The organism is Bradyrhizobium sp. MI1.10, from assembly GCF_055811035.1.
The window spans coordinates 143,124-159,181 of record NZ_JBVVPN010000006.1 but is presented as its reverse complement, the minus strand read 5'-3'; the positions used below and the strand labels follow the sequence as shown (position 1 = coordinate 159,181).

Here is a 16,058-nt window from a genome sequence, read left to right as displayed (position 1 = left end):
CGTCCGTGCGCCTCGCGCGCGCGGATGACGCGCGCCGCCTCGGCGGCGAATTCAGGACATCGAGGATACAACATGAAGACGTCTACCTTCGCGCGCGCCGTCCAGGCCGCGTTGATCGCTGCGGCCATCGGCGGCGCAAGCTCGGCCGCATTGGCCGACATGAAGGACTATAAGTTCGAGCTCGTCGACCAATCGGTGCAGGCCGGGCCAGACAAGGTCGTCACCGTCCGGCTCGTGAACACCAAGACCGGCAAACCGGTGCCGGATGCGGTGATCTTCGCCAGCCGTTTGGACATGGCTCCGGACGGCATGCAGGAGATGGCGACCAAGGTCGCGCCCATGCCGGGGACGGAGCCGGGCACGTACCGCTTCAAGGCGACCTTCGGCATGGCGGGGCGGTGGCAGCTTTCGCTCGGAGCCAAGGTCCAGGGCGAGACCGGCACCGTCGAGAACAAGCTCGTCATCACGGCGCAGAAGTGACCCGCCCCATCTCAGCAAGCCTGGCCGCCGCGTTGATCGCGGCGGCGGGCATCGCGTTCGTCGTCGCCGGCCCGCCGCGGCCGACGGCGCGAATCGCCGCCGTGATCGGCCCCGCTGCGGCCGAGGAGAGCGGCGCCGCGATCTACTACCAGGATCCGGACGGCAAACCGTCGTACTCGCTGGTGCCGAGAAAGACCCGGGATGGCCGGGATTTCCGCGCGGTGCCCGCAGGCGCCGACGTCAGCTTCGACGACGAGCAGGTGGCAGCCCCGCCGCCGGCGACACCGGCCGGCGCCTCCGGAGAGCGCAAGATCAAATACTACCGCAATCCCATGGGCCTGCCGGACACATCGCCGACGCCGAAGAAGGATCCGATGGGAATGGACTACATCCCCGTCTACGAGGGCGACGACAGCGACGACGGGTCGATCAAACTCTCGCCCGGCAAGATCCAGCGGACCGGCGTCAAGTCGGAGCCCGCAGCGATGCGCGTGATCCGGACCGTCATCAGGGCGCCGGGCACGATCGCGCTGGACGAGCGGCGGATCTCCGTCGTCGCCATGCGGGCGGAAAGCTTCATCCTGAAGGTCGCCGACGTCACGACCGGATCTCACGTGATCAAGGGGCAGCCGCTGATGGAGGTCTACAGCCCATCCGTCTCCTCTGCTGCCGCCGAGTACCTCACCACCATCACCTCGAAGACGACCAGCGGCGACGTTCAGTATGGCCGTGGATCGCGCCAGCGCCTGATGAATCTGGACGTGCCCGATGCTGCGATATCGGCGATCGAGAAGAGCCGGACCGTGCCGACGTCGATCGGATGGACTTCGCCGCGCGACGGCATCGTGCTGGAGCGCAACGCCATCGAGGGCATGCGCGTCGAGCCGGGCGGCGTCCTGTTCCGGATCGCTGACCACTCGATGGTGTGGGCCCTGATCGACGTCGCCGAACGCGACGTCGGCATGATCGCCACGGGCCAGCCCGTCACGGTCAAGGCGCGGAGCTTTCCGGGACGGGAGTTCACGGGAAAGGTCCAGGTCATCTACCCCGAGATCAACAAGGAGACCCGGACGGCGCGCGTGCGGATCGAACTGCAGAATCCGGACCTGATCCTGCTGCACGACATGTACGTCGACGCCGACATCGACACCGGCAGCGGCGATGCCGTCCTCGCAGTGCCGGAGAGCGCGGTGATGGACACCGGCAGCCGGCAAGCCGTTTTCGTCGATAAGGGCCAGGGTCGGCTGGAGCCTCGTGAGGTCAGGCTCGGCCACCGGGGCGGCGGCTTCGTGGAGGTCCGTCAGGGTCTCGCGGAGGGCGAGGCCGTGGTGGTCTCGGCGAATTTTCTGATCGATGCCGAAAGCAACCTGAAGGCCACGCTGAAGGGCTTTACCGAGGGGGCGCAGCAATGATCGCGCGTCTCATCGCCTGGTCCGCCCGCAACCTGCTGCTGGTCCTGTTCGGGACCGGCTTCGCCGCCGCGGCGGGGCTGTACGCGCTTCTGCATCTGCCGCTCGATGCCATCCCGGATCTCTCGGACACCCAGGTCATCGTCTACACGGAGTACCCGGGCCAAGCCCCGCAGGTGATCGAGGACCAGGTCACCTATCCGTTGACGACGGCGATGCTGACCGTGCCGAAATCGAAGGTCGTGCGCGGCTTCTCTTTCTTCGGCGTCTCCTTCGTCTACGTCATCTTCGAGGACGGCACCGACATCTACTGGGCGCGCTCGCGCGTGCTGGAATTCCTCAACGGCGCCAGCGCGCGCCTGCCTGCCGGCGTGAGCCCCACGATCGGCCCCGACGCGACCGGCGTCGGCTGGGTCTACCAGTATGCCGTGATGTCGAAGGAGCTGAATCTCGCCGACACCCGCACCATCCAGGACTGGAATCTGAAGTTCGCCCTGGCGAAGGCCGAGGGTGTCGCCGAGGTTGCGAGCGTCGGCGGCTTCGTCAAGCAGTACAACGTGATCCTCGATCCGCAACGCATGCGCGACCGCGGCATCACCATGCAGAAGATGCGCGATGCCATCCGCGCCAGCAATGCCGACGTCGGCGGCCGGACCGTCGAACTGTCCGAGTTCGAGTACGTCATCCGCGGCAAGGGCTACATCAAGTCGATCAACGACCTCGGCGACATCGTGCTGAAGACGAACAATGGGACGCCGGTGCTGCTGCGCGACGTCGCGCGTGTCGAACTGGGCCCCGACGAGCGGCGCGGCATCACGGAGCTGAACGGCGAGGGCGAGGTCGCCAGCGGCATCGTACTACAGCGCTTCGGCGTCAATGCGCTGGAGGTGATTGAGAACGTCAAGAAGCGCTTCCGGGAGATCGCCTCCAGCCTTCCGAAGTCGGTCGAGATCGTGCCGGTCTACGATCGCTCCAACCTGATCTACGCGGCCATCGACACGCTCAAGCACACGCTGTTCGAGGAAAGCGTCGTGGTCGCGCTGGTCTGCATCGTGTTCCTGCTGCACGTCCGTAGCGCCCTTGTCGCGATCCTGATGCTGCCCATCGGGGTCTTGATGGCGTTCGGCGCCATGAAGCTGCTGGGCTTAGGCTCCAACATCATGAGCCTCGGCGGGATCGCGATCGCGATCGGCGCCATGGTCGACGCGGCCATCGTCATGATCGAGAACGCCCACAAGCACCTCGAACGCGCCGAGCCGGGAAAGCCCAGGATCGACGTCCTGATCGCCGCCGCCTCGGAGGTGGGGCCTGCACTTTTCTTCAGCCTGCTGATCATCACTGTGTCCTTCATGCCGATCTTCACGCTGGAATCGCAGGAGGGGCGGTTGTTCAGCCCGCTGGCGTTCACGAAGACGTTCTCGATGGCGGCCGCTGCGCTCCTGTCGGTGACGCTGGTGCCGGCTCTGATGGTGATCTTCGTGCGCGGGCGGATCGTTCCGGAGCACAGGAATCCGATCAACCGCGTCCTGATCTGGATCTACCGCCCGGTGATCAAGGGCGTCATGCGCGCCAAGACGCTGGTGGTGGTGCTCGCGCTCGCCATTCTGGCCGTGAGCATCTGGCCGGCGCGACAACTCGGTACCGAGTTCATGCCGAACCTCAACGAAGGCACGCTGCTCTACATGCCGACGACGCTGCCGGGCATCTCGGTCACGAAGGCCGGCGAACTGATGCAGACCCAGGACCGGATCATCCGCTCGTTTCCGGAAGTGGCCTCAGTCTACGGCAAGGCAGGGCGCGCCGCGACGGCGACCGATCCGGCACCGTCCGAGATGTTTGAGACGGTGGTCAACCTCAAGCCCAAGCAGGAGTGGCGGCCCGGTGTGACCATCGATGGACTGATCGCCGAAATGGACAAGGCACTGCAGTTTCCTGGGGTCTCCAACGCCTGGACCATGCCGATCAAGGCCCGCATCGACATGCTGTCCACGGGCATACGAACGCCGATCGGCGTCAAGGTGATCGGGACCGACCTGGTCGAGATCGATAAGCTCGCCAAGCAGATCGAGCAGGTCCTCAAGGCCGTGCCGGGCACCTCATCGGCCTACGCCGAGCGCGGTATCGGCGGCTACTATCTGGAAGTCACCCCGGACCGTGCCGCGCTGGCGCGTTACGGCATCATGGTCCAGGACGTTCAGGACACGATCGCGACTGCACTCGGCGGCCAGACCGTGACCACGACCGTGGAAGGGCGGCAGCGCTTTACCGTGAACATGCGCTATCCGCGCGATCTGCGCGACAATCCGCAGGCCATCGCCAACGATGTGTTGGTGCCGATGCCCGCCGGCGGCGCGGTACCGCTCGGCGAGGTCGCGAAGGTCGCGCCGGCGCGCGGGCCGACCTCGATCCGGACCGAGAACGGCCAGCTCGCGACCTACATCTACGTCGACATCCGCGATCGCGACCTCGGGGGCTACGTCGCGGACGCTAAAGCCTCTGTGCAGGCCAGCATCAAGTTTCCGCCGGGCTACTACGTGATGTGGAGTGGTCAATACGAATATCTGGAGCGCGCAACCGCGCGGCTGAAGATCGTCGTGCCCGTGACGTTGCTGATCATCTTCCTGCTGCTGTACCTGAACTTTCGTTCGATCGCGGAGACGATGATCGTGATGCTCTCGCTGCCGTTCGCGCTGGTCGGCGGGCTTTGGCTGATGTGGTGGTTGAGCTTCAACCTTTCAGTGGCGGTCGCCGTTGGCTTCATTGCGCTCGCTGGCGTCGCCGCAGAGACCGGCGTCGTCATGCTGATCTATCTCAATCAGGCGCTGGCTGAGACCGCGGCCAGGCGTGCCGCCGAGGGGCGGGCCCTGACCCGCCGCGACCTCTATGACGCCATCATGGATGGCGCGGTGGAGCGCGTACGCCCCAAGATGATGACAGTCGTCGCGATCATGGCGGGCCTGCTACCGATCATGTGGAGCACCGGGACGGGCTCGGAGATTATGCAGCGCATTGCGGTGCCAATGATCGGCGGGATGATTTCGTCGACCCTGCTCACGCTGATCGTCATCCCGGCCATATTCGGGCTTGTAAAGGGTATTGGCTTGCCAGGTGACGAACAGGGATGTTTTGGGCTGGCCAAGGTGACCGACAAACGAACAGGAGAGCGGGGCAGATTGCAGCACTGATCTTCACGCTGGCGGCGGTGGTGCTGGCGAGGCGGTGGGGCCATTACTCCGCGGCGACAATCCGCACCAGCTTGCCAGCCGGGGCGACGTCCTGCCGCCGGCCCAGCCAGACCTGCCAGGCCTGCGCGGCCAAAGCGAGGGAGCAGATGCCCCAGAACACCGGATATTCGTATCCGCCCGTGTTCCAGGTCCAGCCAAAGCCCTTCACAGTCTGGAGCGAATAGACCGCCACGGCCATCAGCCCGACCGAACCGAGCGCGGCGAAGCGCGTGCAGATGCCAAGCGTCAGCGCAATGGCGACCGACAATTCGGCCGCGGCGGCGACGTAGACCCAGGCCTCGGGCGGCGACAAGCCAGCAGACGCGAAGAACTTGACGATGGCCGGGTTGAGAACGCCGAAGCCGACGAACTTTCCGGCGACGTGAGGAAGATAGAAGGCGCCGCACGCGATGCGAATGACGTTGTCCATTCGCATGAGGTCGAAGTTGTCTGCTTTGATCCGGAAATCGTCGGGCGCTATGAACATGGCTGCTCTCCTTTCGAACAAGCCTAAACGTCGAAGCGGCAGACGTCCTTGATGCAACTCAAGTCGAGGCTTTCGCAAATGCCTGGGACGGACGCGAAGAAATCGCCGGCCAGGAAAGCTGCGCGATTAGCCTGGCCGAGCTGCGCAAGATCCGATGCGACTGGATCAGTCGAGAAGTGTGAGCGCTGCCGGTGACGACATCGTCGGGATCTCCTGCCTGTTATCTTGCGTCACGGATATCGACCAACTGACGTATTCCGGCGAGCCAACTCCGCTGCCGCTCGATTCCGGCCCTCAATTCGCTTGCGGTTCCGGCAAGCACGTTGTGCCCGCCGGCTTCGAGCTTGCGACGAACCTCGCTGTCTGCACAGATGGCGGCAACGTCGGCCGCAATCCGCGCCTTTACGATCTCCGGCATGTTGCGGCCGCCATAGATTCCGGCGAGACCATCGATCTCGAGTTCGGGGTAGCCAAGCTCGCGCACGGTTTTCACCTCAGGCAATAGCGCAGCTCTGCTTGGATTGATCACCGCCAAGAAGTGCGCCTTGCCGGTTTGCACGGGAGATTGGGATGCCGTCAGCGAGGTGACAAGCACCTGGATTCTTCCCTCTCCCAGATCGGCTTGCGGCTGAGCTCCGTCGCGATAGCTCACATAGTTCATCGAGAGCGAGTGACGCTTGAGAAAGCCCGCAAACACGTATCTCGGCAGCGTGGGAGCCGAAGCCCAGGCATAGTTGCCGGGCTGCGCCTTGAGGACGTCGATTAATTCCGGGATGGTACCGACGCCAATGCCGTTGCTAACCGTGAGAGTGAGAACGATCGATGTAGTGGAGGCGATCGGCAGCAGATCGCGATCCACATCATAAGGAAGCTTGTCGATCAGCAGCGGCGCGACCGTCACCGAACCGATTACAGTATAGAGCAGGGTGTGATCGTCCTGCGCTGAAACGAACGCGCCGACGCCGATTGTCCCTTCGGCACCCGTTCGATCTTCGACGATCACCGGTTTGCCCCACCGTTTGGACAACGCATCCGCGAAAATACGTGCTGCCGCGTCGTTGGCGCTGCCTGGAGGAAACGTCACCACGATCTTCACAGCCCGCTCGGGCCATTCGGCCATGGCTGCCTTTGGCAGCACAGGCGTCAGGCTGCAAAGCAGCAACATCAACAAAGTCCAGCGCTGACGACGCATGACATTCTCCTCAAGACACAGGATATGAGCCGGACCGCTTTGGTTACAAAACGAGGCAGCCGTCGACTGACGACTTCGAAACGCCTAGCCCGTCGGGAGCCCGGCGACATGTCGTTAAAGCTGGCTTCCTCATCACGCTTCCTCGACAATGCAAATTCTGGGATGCAGCGTAGGCACCAGGGCCGGTCGCGTCGAGAAGCTTTGACGAACTTCAGTCGTGAGTTAATATCACGAATACGGGTACCGCCAAGCTTGTGAGGTTTCGTCTTGAATCGCGGCCGTCGCCTCGAAATGCTGATCTGCGCCGCCGACAGCGGCAGCTTTGCTGCGGCGGCACGGATCATGGAGCTGACACCGTCGGCGGTCAGTCGCGGTATCGCCGAGCTGGAGCGCGAGCTTAAGGTCCCCTTGTTCAACCGGACGACGCGTCAGCTCAAGCTCACCCAGGAAGGGATCGACGTCTATCGCAGGGCCGTGGACATTGTTGCCCGCATTACCGAGCTAACAGAAGGCTACACGAAGAGGCATGGGCGGATCAGCGGAATTGTGCGGGTAGGCGTGCAGGCGCCTCTCGCTCGCTATGTCCTGATGCCGAGGCTGGCCAATCTGAACGATCGATACCCCGAGTTGCTCGTCGAGACGCGGCTGACCCAGGATCCCCGCGACATGCAGTCTGAAAACCTCGACGTTCTGCTGCATGTCGGCGAACCTCCGCCGTCCCGGCTGGTGGCGCAGCGGCTCGGTCAGGGTAAGCCGGCCGCGTATGCCTCGCCGGACTATGTCCGTCGTTTTGGCGCACCGGAGCAGCCTGCCGACTTCGTCAATCATCGCTGTCTGCTGTTTCGTCCAGCTTGGTCGATTGGTTCCGTCGACCATTGGAAATTCGAACGCAATGGGATGCTCGAAACGATCCAAATCCGACCTTCGTTCGTCACACCGGATCGCGAAGGCCTGATCGTGGCGGCCTGTGCAGGCGTCGGCGTCATCTACATGGCCTGCTTCGATCCGACTTTCCTGACGTCGGGTCGGCTCACGCGACTGCTGCCGGAATGGTCATGCCCGCCAAGCTTCGGCATTCATCTTTTATACCGGCGTGGCAGCGCCGGCATTCCGCGCGTGGCGGCATTCTTGCGCGTCATGCGCGAGGCGTTTGCCGAGTTCGATTCTCATGAGCTCACGGTGCTTCATGCCAACACGGGGCAAAACCCCGTGCATCGCCGCGGTTGGTAAGGACCTGAACTCTGGGGCTGAACCCGATCGGCATCGATCGACGGCCAGTTCTAGCTAACTCCTGCTGTCCGAAGCCGTTGCTCAGAGAGAAGCATCATACCAGAAGGCCACTCGCGGGGAGATCTCCTATGTTGCCGGCGGGCGCAGTGGACTTTCCGCCTTCTTCCGGTCAGTCGGGTCGTGCAGCGGGCCGGCCGACCGGCTTCGCCTCGGACGGGATTGCCAACCCTGCCCAAAGGCGATCCAGTCTGCACCAGGAAGCTGAACAGGCCATAGAACATTCCCGGCATTTATTCACCGCTCCGACGCAGACCTGTACAGCGGAATGACCGCAAGGGTCCACAAGCGAGAATGCCAACGAGCAGCTCCTTGCTCGAGCCTCACAGCGCAAGGAACGGGTGGAGTTATCTCGCTTCAGGCGCTTGGCAGGCGCCGAGTAAGGAGCTGCCGGCGAGCCTTCTTCAGATCGGTCGCCAGTTTTATTTTCTCTCTCAAAACGAGGATTTCGGAATATTCCTTTTGGATCTCTGGGCGGGTGCGGAGTGCTTCAAGCTGCTGGGCGGTCAGTTTCAATATCGCGGCAATATGCGTACTCTGGATGTGGTGCATGGCAATCAAATCCGCTGTTGGAAAAACGGAACGATACAGCGAACTGCGGTGCGGCGTCGCTGGAAATAAACAGCCAGCCTTACTGTCGTTTTTTGCAGCGCGTCACTGCCCTCGTCAGGTAGGGGGCTGCCGTCTGCTGAAAATGAACTTCTTGACTGCATCAATCGTGCGAGCAAGTTGTCGCGGCCGGCGCCTAAGCGGCGGAGTGACTAGCACAACGAAGAGCACGTTCAGCAGCAGCCAGCAGCCGACCGCGATGAAAATGTACTTCATAACTCCTCAAGGGTGCCCTCGGAAGAGCACTGCAAGAAGAGCGGCAGCAACGACCGCCAGCCAGATCATCGAAACAACGAAGCTGGCGAAATGCCAATCTACGTCGCGGCGCCTGGGCTGCATTGTGTCTCCTTCCGGAGGCCGTGTGTCGTCGTCTCAGCGGCCTCTATCGTCCTTGCCGTTGGGGCTGCCGTCTCCGCCGCCGTTGCCCCAGCCGTTGTTACCGTGATGGTGATGGTCGTGGTGGACCGCGCCTGCGCCCGACTTCGCGATTGCATCCGATGTGAGGGATGTCGACAGGAGTAGGGTGATGGCTGGAGGCGTCACCGCCGCGAACCTTCCGCAGGTTTTTAAGAACTCGCGACGGTCGTCCTGATCCGGCATGCGTTTTCTCCGTCCAGAGGTAAGCCCAAAAATTAAATCACAATAACTAAATTAAATCAATTTAATTTGGTTCCAGAAGAAAGCGGCCCGCCGACTCGTCCACGCCTTCAGGGGCAGCTCGACGCGCGAGAGTCCGCTGTGGTCACAAGCCGCGGATCACGCCCAAGGTGGGAGCTTCCGCTTTGCCTTGGTAAGCCCGACGTTTACGAGGTCACGTCCTAGGCGAGAGCGGCTTCGACCGTTCGGCTCGGCGTCAGGCCAAGAGCAAGTCAGGAACTGGTCCAAGCGTTGCGGATTAGCTCTGTCGCCCGGACTGAGTGCCCCTATCGAGACGGTTATGGCGAGCGAGCGCAATACATTCCTCGGCGTCGCGGCGTGCGACCTTGCTCTGCCTGTTCCGCTGACTCTTGGCGAAGCCGACATTGTCATCTTCGGAGCTGCGGATGCCACGCCGCATTTGAAGGGCAGGACGAGCCATGCCGCGAACGGCCCAGCGGCCATTCGCAATGCGTTGCGCGTTTACCAGACCGACCTTGCCAGGTGGGATTTCGACCAGGACGGAATCCTGCTCGACCCGGAGCAAATCCGGGTCGTTGATGGCGGCGATCTTGCCACGTCACCCGATGCCCCCGAGCAAAACCGGAATGCAATCAGGACGGCCACCAAAAAGATCCTGAGGTCCGGCGCGGTACCCATGCTGCTGGGCGGAGATGATTCAGTGCCCATACCGTTCTTCGGGGCGTTCGAAGACATGGGCAAGCTGACCATCCTGCAGATCGACGCGCATCTGGATTGGAAGGACCGGCGCGACGGCTCAGCACATACTTTTTCCAGTACGATGCGGCGCGCCAGCGAGTTGCCTTGGGTCGAACGCATTGTGCAGGTTGGTTTACGGGGTATCGGCGGCTCGGGCTCGCAGGAGCTCAGTTGCGCGCGGAATTGGGGCTCCAGGATTTTTACAGCACGAGAGGTCAAAAGCCGGGGCGTTCATGTCGTCCTGAGTGCCATCGAGGAAAACGCGAATTGCCTGATCACGATCGACTGCGACGGCCTGGATCCGTCCGTCATTCCGGGTGTGCTTCTGCCGCAGCCTGGCGGCCTGTCCTATTTCGACGTCATAGACCTGATCGCGGGCGTCGCCTCGAAGGCCAGAATTGTCGGTCTCGATCTGGTCGAATTGGTGCCGGAGCGTGATCTGCAGAATATTGGGGCGATCTGCGCAGCGCGGATCATCTGCAACGCCATTGGATGTGTCGCCAAGCAGAAGCGCTAGCCGACCGGCATGTTTCCGAGCGCCTTCCGGATCATCTCGGCGAGCTGGTTGCGGCGGTAGGGTTTTGTCAGGAGCATGACGCCGTCGTCGAGCTTGCCATGGTGGACGATGGCGTTGTCGGTGTAGCCGGAGGTGTAGAGCACCTTCACGCCGGGGCGGATCGTCGCCACCTTGTCCGCGAGCGCGCGCCCGCTCATGCCGCCGGGGATGACGACGTCGGTGAACAGCAGGTCGAACGGCTGGCCGGCCTGGATCAATTCCAGCGCGGCCTTGCTGTCGGGCGCGGCGACGGTCCGGTAGCCGAGGCTCTGGAGCTGCACGGTGACGAAGTTGCGCACCAGCGGATCATCCTCGACCACGAAAATGGTCTCGGCGCCGCCTTCCGCCTGCGGAGTCGTGGTGGGGGCAACCTCGGCCATGCCTTCGCCCGGCGGCAGATAGAGCTTGATCGTGGTGCCGTGGCCTTCCTCGCTGTAGATCTTGATGTGGCCGCCGGACTGCTTGACGAAGCCGTAGACCATGGAGAGGCCGAGGCCGCTTCCCTTGCCGACCTCCTTGGTGGTGAAGAACGGCTCGAACGCCTGCTGCTGCACCTCGGCCGGCATGCCGGTGCCGGTGTCGCTGACGGCGAGCATCACGTAAGGGCCGGGCCGCACGTCGGGATTGTTTTGCGCATAGGCCTGGTCGAGCACGACGCGGTGGGCCTCGAGTAGCAGCTTGCCGCCGTTCGGCATGGCGTCGCGGGCGTTGATTGCCATGTTGAGCAGAGCATTGGTGAGGCGGGACGGATCGATGTGCGCGGTCATCTGCCCCTGTTCGAGCACGGTCTCGATCTCGATCTGCTCGCCGAGAGTGGGGCGCAGCAGTTTCGCGATATCCGCGACCGCGCCGTTGATCTCGACGTTGCGCGGCTGCAGCGGCTGCCTGCGCGCAAAGGCGAGCAGATGCTGGATCAGCTCGGCGCAGCGTTCGGCGGCCTCGTCGATCAGGCGCGCCACGCGCTGGAGCTCGGGCTGCTGCTTCAGGCTTGCCACCAGCGTCTCGGTATTGCCGGAGATCACGGTCAGCATGTTGTTGAAGTCGTGCGCGACGCCGCCGGTGAGCTTGCCGATCGCATCCAGCTTCTGTGACTGGTACAATTGCCGCTCGGTCTCGCGCGACGTGGTCGCGTCGTGATAAACCAGCACCGCGCCGGAGACGTTGCCTTGCCCGTCCAGCATCGGCCGGCCGCTGATCATGAGATGGCGGGAAGGATTGCCGCTGTGCGGGCGGACGATCATCTCCATATTCTCGAACGGCTCGCCGCGCAGCACGCGTGCCGACGGCAGCTCGTCGGGCTTGAGCGGGGTGACGCCGTCGCCGTGAAACACGCTGGACAGCGCGCGCAGATTGCGCAGGTTCATGCCGGTCCGGTGCAGCAGCATGCGCTCCGCGGCGGGATTGGACAGAAGGACATTGCCTTCGGCATCGATGACCAGCACCGCCTCCGCCATGCTGTGAAACGTGCTCTGGAGTACGTTGACCGACAAGCGCAGCTCGTCATGCGCGGTGACCAGATGCTCGGTGCGCTCGGCCACTGCGGCCTCGAGCTGCTGCTTGGCGGCCGTAGTCTCCAATAGCGTGCTCTTGAGTGCGCCCTCGGTGCGCCGGCTCTCACGCATCATCATCACGACCAGCAGCAGGATCACCAGCGCGCCGGCGACGTCGATGCCGAGCAGCACGATGCCGGTGCGGCGCGAATCCTGGGAGCGCGCCGCGAGCAGTCGTTCTTCCTCTGCGCTCAAATGATCGAAATTGCCCATCACCGTGTCCATGAGGCCACGGCCCTCGCCCTTGCCCTGGACCGCGGCAATCCCGGCCTGATCGTTTCCGGCGCGCAGGCGCATCACTTCGGCGGCGATCTCAATCCGGCGCAGCGCCAGCGGCTCGGTGCCCTCGAGCAGCGCGACATGTTCGGGAGTGTCGCGCACGCTGCGCTTGAGATCGGCGAGTGCCGGTGCGATCCGGGCGTGCACCGCCTGGAATTCTTCGCTGAAGCTCGAGTTGCGATAGATCTCGTAGCCGCGTGCGGCGCTCTCGGCACTGCGCATCAGCACGCGCAGGTCGGAGATCTTCTTCAGCACCTCGACTGTATGATTGACCCAGGCCGCATCGGACCGTGACTTGACGTCGAGGCCGATCGAGGCTGCGGTGATGATCAGGAGGATGGCAAGTCCAGCACCGAGAATGACGCGCTGCGTTGGGATCAAGGGGCCTCTTTCTTGTCCTTCGGCTGTGAGCCATCGCCCGGCTCGGCGATGCATTCCCGGATCGTGGTCAGCAGCGCGTCCGGCGTGAACGGCTTGCGCAGGCAGCGGGTCGCGCCGAGCTCCAGCGCCATCCGGAGGAAGTCGGGAGAGGGCGAGGCGGACGACGCGAAGGCGTAGCCGGACATCGCGATCAGCGGAACCGCCGGCGCGCGCTCGTGAAAGATGCGAATGGACTCGAAGCCGCGCATGTGCGGCATGAAGATGTCGACCAGCATCACGTCGAAATTCTGAGTTTCGAGCGCAGCCAAACCCGTTTCTCCGCCGTCAGTCAACGTGACGTCGAAGCCCTGACGTTGGAGGAGGACCTCGATGGTCGCGCCGACCATCGGATCGTCATCAACCACGAGAATGCGCGGCATGACACTTCCCAGTCATCGAAGTCCCCACAGCCAAGTTGATACAGGTGAATCGCGCGTCGGGTCAATTTGGGATTGGATAAGGGTGGATATGCACGGTGCGGTGAATAGAGGTCCACTCGCATCGATTGTGCGCGGCATCGCCGATGACGAATACGAGGCGAGCGACACAGGTGACGTGCCTGAATGAAAAAAGCGCCGCATCGCTGCGACGCCTTCTTCTTCAAGTGCTGCAGGTCGTGTTACGGGCAGGGATGACGCTGGCCGTCATAGCCGAGATAGGTGCCCGACGCCGGATCGTAGGACTTGTAGCGCTGCGCGCAGTAGCCCGCGGAATCGCCACCGCTATCGGGCACGACTGCCACTGACGGTTCGTCATAGTAGCTGTCGCCATAGTAGTAGGGATCGTCATAATACCCGCCGCCGTAATAGGCGTAGGAGCCGAGTCCGCCGATCGCAGCACCCGTTGCGAAGCCGGGCCAGAAGCCGCCGCCGTGACGGTGATGCCAGTGACGACCACTCCAATTGCCGCTACCGCCCTGCCAGTTGCCCGCAGTCGCGACGCTGCGTGTCCCGCTGTAGGACGGCGAGAAGGCCTGTCGGCTAGCCATGCCGCCTACGAAGCTGCCACCGCCGGGACGTACCGCTGCGCCGGCGGCGAAATTGCCACCGCCGCCGCCGATCCGCGCGCCGCCGAAATTGCCGCCGCCCATGCGGGCGCCGCCACCACCAAAGTGAGCCCCGCCACCACCGAAGTGAGCGCCGCCGCCGCCGAAGTGGGCACCGCCACCTCCGCCGCCGCCGCCAAAGTGTGCTCCGCCTCCAACCGCTGCGGCCCGACTTTGGGCAAAGCTCGGCGTCGCCAACGGGAGAACCAGCGCCACTGCCGCAGCCGCGCTCAAGACTTTCAGACTTTTCATGATCAAAACTCCTTTTCCCGGAAGCAAACCCCATGAAAGGGCCGGAGTTCCTGGGATCACGGGGGTTTGCGTGCGACGAAAAGTTTTCATGGCGACGCTGTATCCGGCATGAACGGATCGCGTCCGATTTGCGGCAGCGTTCCGTGCCGGTAGACCGCATCTACAGCGGGGCACCGCCGCCCGCGCCGAACTGGACATTTCGCCGTCCGGATGGCATCAGGACCCGACGAAGCAGGGCCCTTGCCGCATGAAACAGTTCTTCCTCAAGTTTTTCACCTGGTGGAATGGCCAGACGTTTGGCACCCAACTCTGGACCAAGCGCTACGGCGAGCTGGTCGGCCAGGACGAGCAGGGCAACCTCTATTATCGCACCCGTGGCGGGGTGATCGACCCGACGCTCGGCTTCGAGCGGCGCTGGGTGGTCTATAACGGCTATGCCGAGGCCAGCCGTATCCCGCCGTCCTGGCACGGCTGGATGCATCACACCGTCGACGTGCCGCCGACACAGGACAATTACCAGCCGCGCGAGTGGGAAAAGCCGCACCAGCCCAACCTCACCGGCACGGCGAACGCCTATCGTCCCTCGGGCTCGACGCTCGCCAGCGGCAAGCGGCCGAAGGCGACCGGCGACTATCAGCCCTGGACGCCCAGCTAGGCGTCTGATCCCGGTCTCAATTCTTGTCGTGGAAGTGGATGCGCCCGCATCCGCCTCGCTTTGCTGTGGACAACGGGAACAGCGGGGATGAGTCCCGCGCGCTGATTGCAGCCACGCGAGCGATGCGGCTCAATGATCGCATCTTACGGAGATGGGAGACCATCGCGTTCGGTTCGGGCAACAGTTCGCGACTGTCCCGAAATGCAGCGGCCGCCGACCAGGACTCGATCGGGAGATAGGCCCCCGGTCTGGAAGCTCCGAAATCGCCCGATGAAATGTGCAGCCGCCGTAAGACAGGAAAGGCCGCTCGGGAAACCGGGCGGCCTTTTTCTGTTGGGGCTTGTGGATGTCTCGTGCCCCGGACGCAGCGCAGCGCTTCTCCAGCGATGCGCTGCAGAGCCGGGGCCCATGCATCAGCACCCGCGTGGCTTCCTGGGTCCCGGCTCTGCGGAGCGTCACTGCGTGCCGCGCCGCGTCCGGGACACGCGAGCAACTACATCACCCGTTCCGCCGCCCGTTGGACGGCTTCGAGACGGCGGACCTGGTTCGGCGCGATCCGTTGCTTGACCTGCTCCAGCACGTCGGCTGACGCAGTATCCGGCGAACCGGAATTGAACGGAGGCGCCGGATTGTATTCGATCCCGAGTTGGATCGCTTCCGCCGTCGTGCGGTCGACCAGGATCGACACCAGCGTCAGCGCGAAATCGATTCCGGCGGTGACACCGCCGCCCGTAACGCGATTGCGGTCGATGCAGACGCGCGTCTTGGTCGGCGTCGCGCCGAACTGGCCCAGCATCTCCATCGCGCTCCAATGCGTGGCGGCGCGGTAGCCCTTCAGGAGGCCGGCAGCGCCGAGCGCCAGCGATCCCGTGCAGACTGAGGTGACATACTTGGCGCCTTCGGCCTGCCTGCGCAGGAAATTGAGCACCTCCTCGTCATTGAGCAGATCGTCGGTGCCGCGGCCGCCGGGCACGCAGATCACATCGAGCTGCGGGCAACCGGCGAACGTCATGGTCGGTGTCAGCGTCAGCACGGTATCGCTCGGCACCGGCTCGATCCGTTTCCAGATCAGATGCAGCTTCGCGCCCGGCAGAGACGAGAACACCTGCAACGGGCCGGTGAAGTCGAGCTGGGTGACGCGCGGAAACACCAAGAGACCGATCTGGAGCGGGGACGACATGCGAGCCTCCAATTATGAGCTTGACGGAAGCAGCCTCTCATGATGCCCTTCCATCCAAAATGGCGTATTTCCCTCGC

The 16,058-nt window shown here is 63.5% G+C and carries 14 protein-coding genes; 6 read left to right on the top strand and 8 right to left on the bottom strand.

The window, feature by feature from the left end; genetic code table 11:
• Window positions 1–72 precede the first annotated feature (72 nt).
• The 3 genes from AC0L3K_RS08910 to AC0L3K_RS08900 are packed head-to-tail and all read left to right on the top strand — an operon-like array spanning window position 73 to window position 5,074.
• On the top strand, window positions 73–480 hold the full coding sequence (locus tag AC0L3K_RS08910; protein ID WP_219683927.1) for a FixH family protein: 408 nt from the start codon (window positions 73–75) through the stop codon (window positions 478–480).
• The gene (locus tag AC0L3K_RS08905) at window positions 477–1,892 is read left to right on the top strand and encodes an efflux RND transporter periplasmic adaptor subunit (protein ID WP_473365775.1); all 1,416 of its coding nucleotides are present in this window, start codon (window positions 477–479) and stop codon (window positions 1,890–1,892) included. The genes AC0L3K_RS08910 and AC0L3K_RS08905 overlap by 4 nt, the downstream gene beginning before the upstream one ends.
• The gene (locus AC0L3K_RS08900; RefSeq protein ID WP_473365774.1) at window positions 1,889–5,074 is read left to right on the top strand and encodes an efflux RND transporter permease subunit; all 3,186 of its coding nucleotides are present in this window, start codon (window positions 1,889–1,891) and stop codon (window positions 5,072–5,074) included. Before AC0L3K_RS08905 ends, AC0L3K_RS08900 begins: the two co-directional genes overlap by 4 nt.
• Window positions 5,075–5,117: 43 nt before the next feature.
• Here the strand turns inward: AC0L3K_RS08900 and AC0L3K_RS08895 are convergent, their stop codons facing one another.
• Both AC0L3K_RS08895 and AC0L3K_RS08890 read right to left on the bottom strand, forming a co-directional pair.
• Window positions 5,118–5,600 carry a DoxX family protein gene (locus AC0L3K_RS08895; protein WP_007591652.1) on the bottom strand — a complete coding sequence of 161 codons (483 nt, stop codon included), beginning with the start codon at window positions 5,598–5,600 and terminating at the stop codon, window positions 5,118–5,120.
• A 220-nt stretch (window positions 5,601–5,820) separates the two neighbouring features.
• Window positions 5,821–6,792 carry a Bug family tripartite tricarboxylate transporter substrate binding protein gene (locus AC0L3K_RS08890; RefSeq protein ID WP_007591650.1) on the bottom strand — a complete coding sequence of 324 codons (972 nt, stop codon included), beginning with the start codon at window positions 6,790–6,792 and terminating at the stop codon, window positions 5,821–5,823.
• Between the two features lie 291 nt (window positions 6,793–7,083).
• Here AC0L3K_RS08890 and AC0L3K_RS08885 point away from each other — a divergent pair, with 291 nt between their 5' ends.
• On the top strand, window positions 7,084–8,022 hold the full coding sequence (locus AC0L3K_RS08885) for a LysR family transcriptional regulator (RefSeq protein ID WP_219683930.1): 939 nt from the start codon (window positions 7,084–7,086) through the stop codon (window positions 8,020–8,022).
• Between the two features lie 414 nt (window positions 8,023–8,436).
• On the opposite strand, the gene AC0L3K_RS08880 is transcribed toward AC0L3K_RS08885, so the two are convergent.
• Both AC0L3K_RS08880 and AC0L3K_RS08875 read right to left on the bottom strand, forming a co-directional pair.
• The gene (locus tag AC0L3K_RS08880; protein ID WP_219683931.1) at window positions 8,437–8,631 is read right to left on the bottom strand and encodes a hypothetical protein; all 195 of its coding nucleotides are present in this window, start codon (window positions 8,629–8,631) and stop codon (window positions 8,437–8,439) included.
• A gap of 429 nt (window positions 8,632–9,060) precedes the next feature.
• Window positions 9,061–9,288, bottom strand: a complete 228-nt coding sequence (locus AC0L3K_RS08875) for a hypothetical protein (RefSeq protein ID WP_007591641.1) — start codon at window positions 9,286–9,288, stop codon at window positions 9,061–9,063.
• 337 nt (window positions 9,289–9,625) lie between these two features.
• Here AC0L3K_RS08875 and AC0L3K_RS08870 point away from each other — a divergent pair, with 337 nt between their 5' ends.
• Window positions 9,626–10,561, top strand: a complete 936-nt coding sequence (locus AC0L3K_RS08870; protein WP_219683932.1) for an arginase family protein — start codon at window positions 9,626–9,628, stop codon at window positions 10,559–10,561.
• Here the strand turns inward: AC0L3K_RS08870 and AC0L3K_RS08865 are convergent.
• The 3 genes from AC0L3K_RS08865 to AC0L3K_RS08855 all read right to left on the bottom strand — a co-directional run bounded on the left by AC0L3K_RS08865 (window position 10,558) and on the right by AC0L3K_RS08855 (window position 14,146).
• Window positions 10,558–12,810 (bottom strand): CHASE3 domain-containing protein, encoded by a 2,253-nt coding sequence (locus AC0L3K_RS08865; RefSeq protein WP_473365773.1) that lies wholly within the window; start codon window positions 12,808–12,810, stop codon window positions 10,558–10,560. The genes AC0L3K_RS08870 and AC0L3K_RS08865 overlap by 4 nt on opposite strands.
• A complete protein-coding gene (locus tag AC0L3K_RS08860) occupies window positions 12,807–13,229 on the bottom strand; it encodes a response regulator (protein ID WP_007591637.1) in 423 nt (140 codons plus the stop codon). The genes AC0L3K_RS08865 and AC0L3K_RS08860 overlap by 4 nt, the downstream gene beginning before the upstream one ends.
• A 239-nt stretch (window positions 13,230–13,468) precedes the next feature.
• Complete coding sequence (locus AC0L3K_RS08855) at window positions 13,469–14,146, bottom strand: BA14K family protein (protein WP_219682588.1); 678 nt, start codon at window positions 14,144–14,146, stop codon at window positions 13,469–13,471.
• A gap of 247 nt (window positions 14,147–14,393) precedes the next feature.
• On the opposite strand from AC0L3K_RS08855, the gene AC0L3K_RS08850 reads away from it, so the two are divergent.
• On the top strand, window positions 14,394–14,801 hold the full coding sequence (locus AC0L3K_RS08850) for an NADH:ubiquinone oxidoreductase subunit NDUFA12 (RefSeq protein WP_007591635.1): 408 nt from the start codon (window positions 14,394–14,396) through the stop codon (window positions 14,799–14,801).
• 493 nt (window positions 14,802–15,294) lie between these two features.
• On the opposite strand, the gene AC0L3K_RS08845 is transcribed toward AC0L3K_RS08850, so the two are convergent.
• Window positions 15,295–15,981 carry a DJ-1/PfpI family protein gene (locus AC0L3K_RS08845; protein ID WP_219682589.1) on the bottom strand — a complete coding sequence of 229 codons (687 nt, stop codon included), beginning with the start codon at window positions 15,979–15,981 and terminating at the stop codon, window positions 15,295–15,297.
• Window positions 15,982–16,058 lie beyond the last annotated feature (77 nt).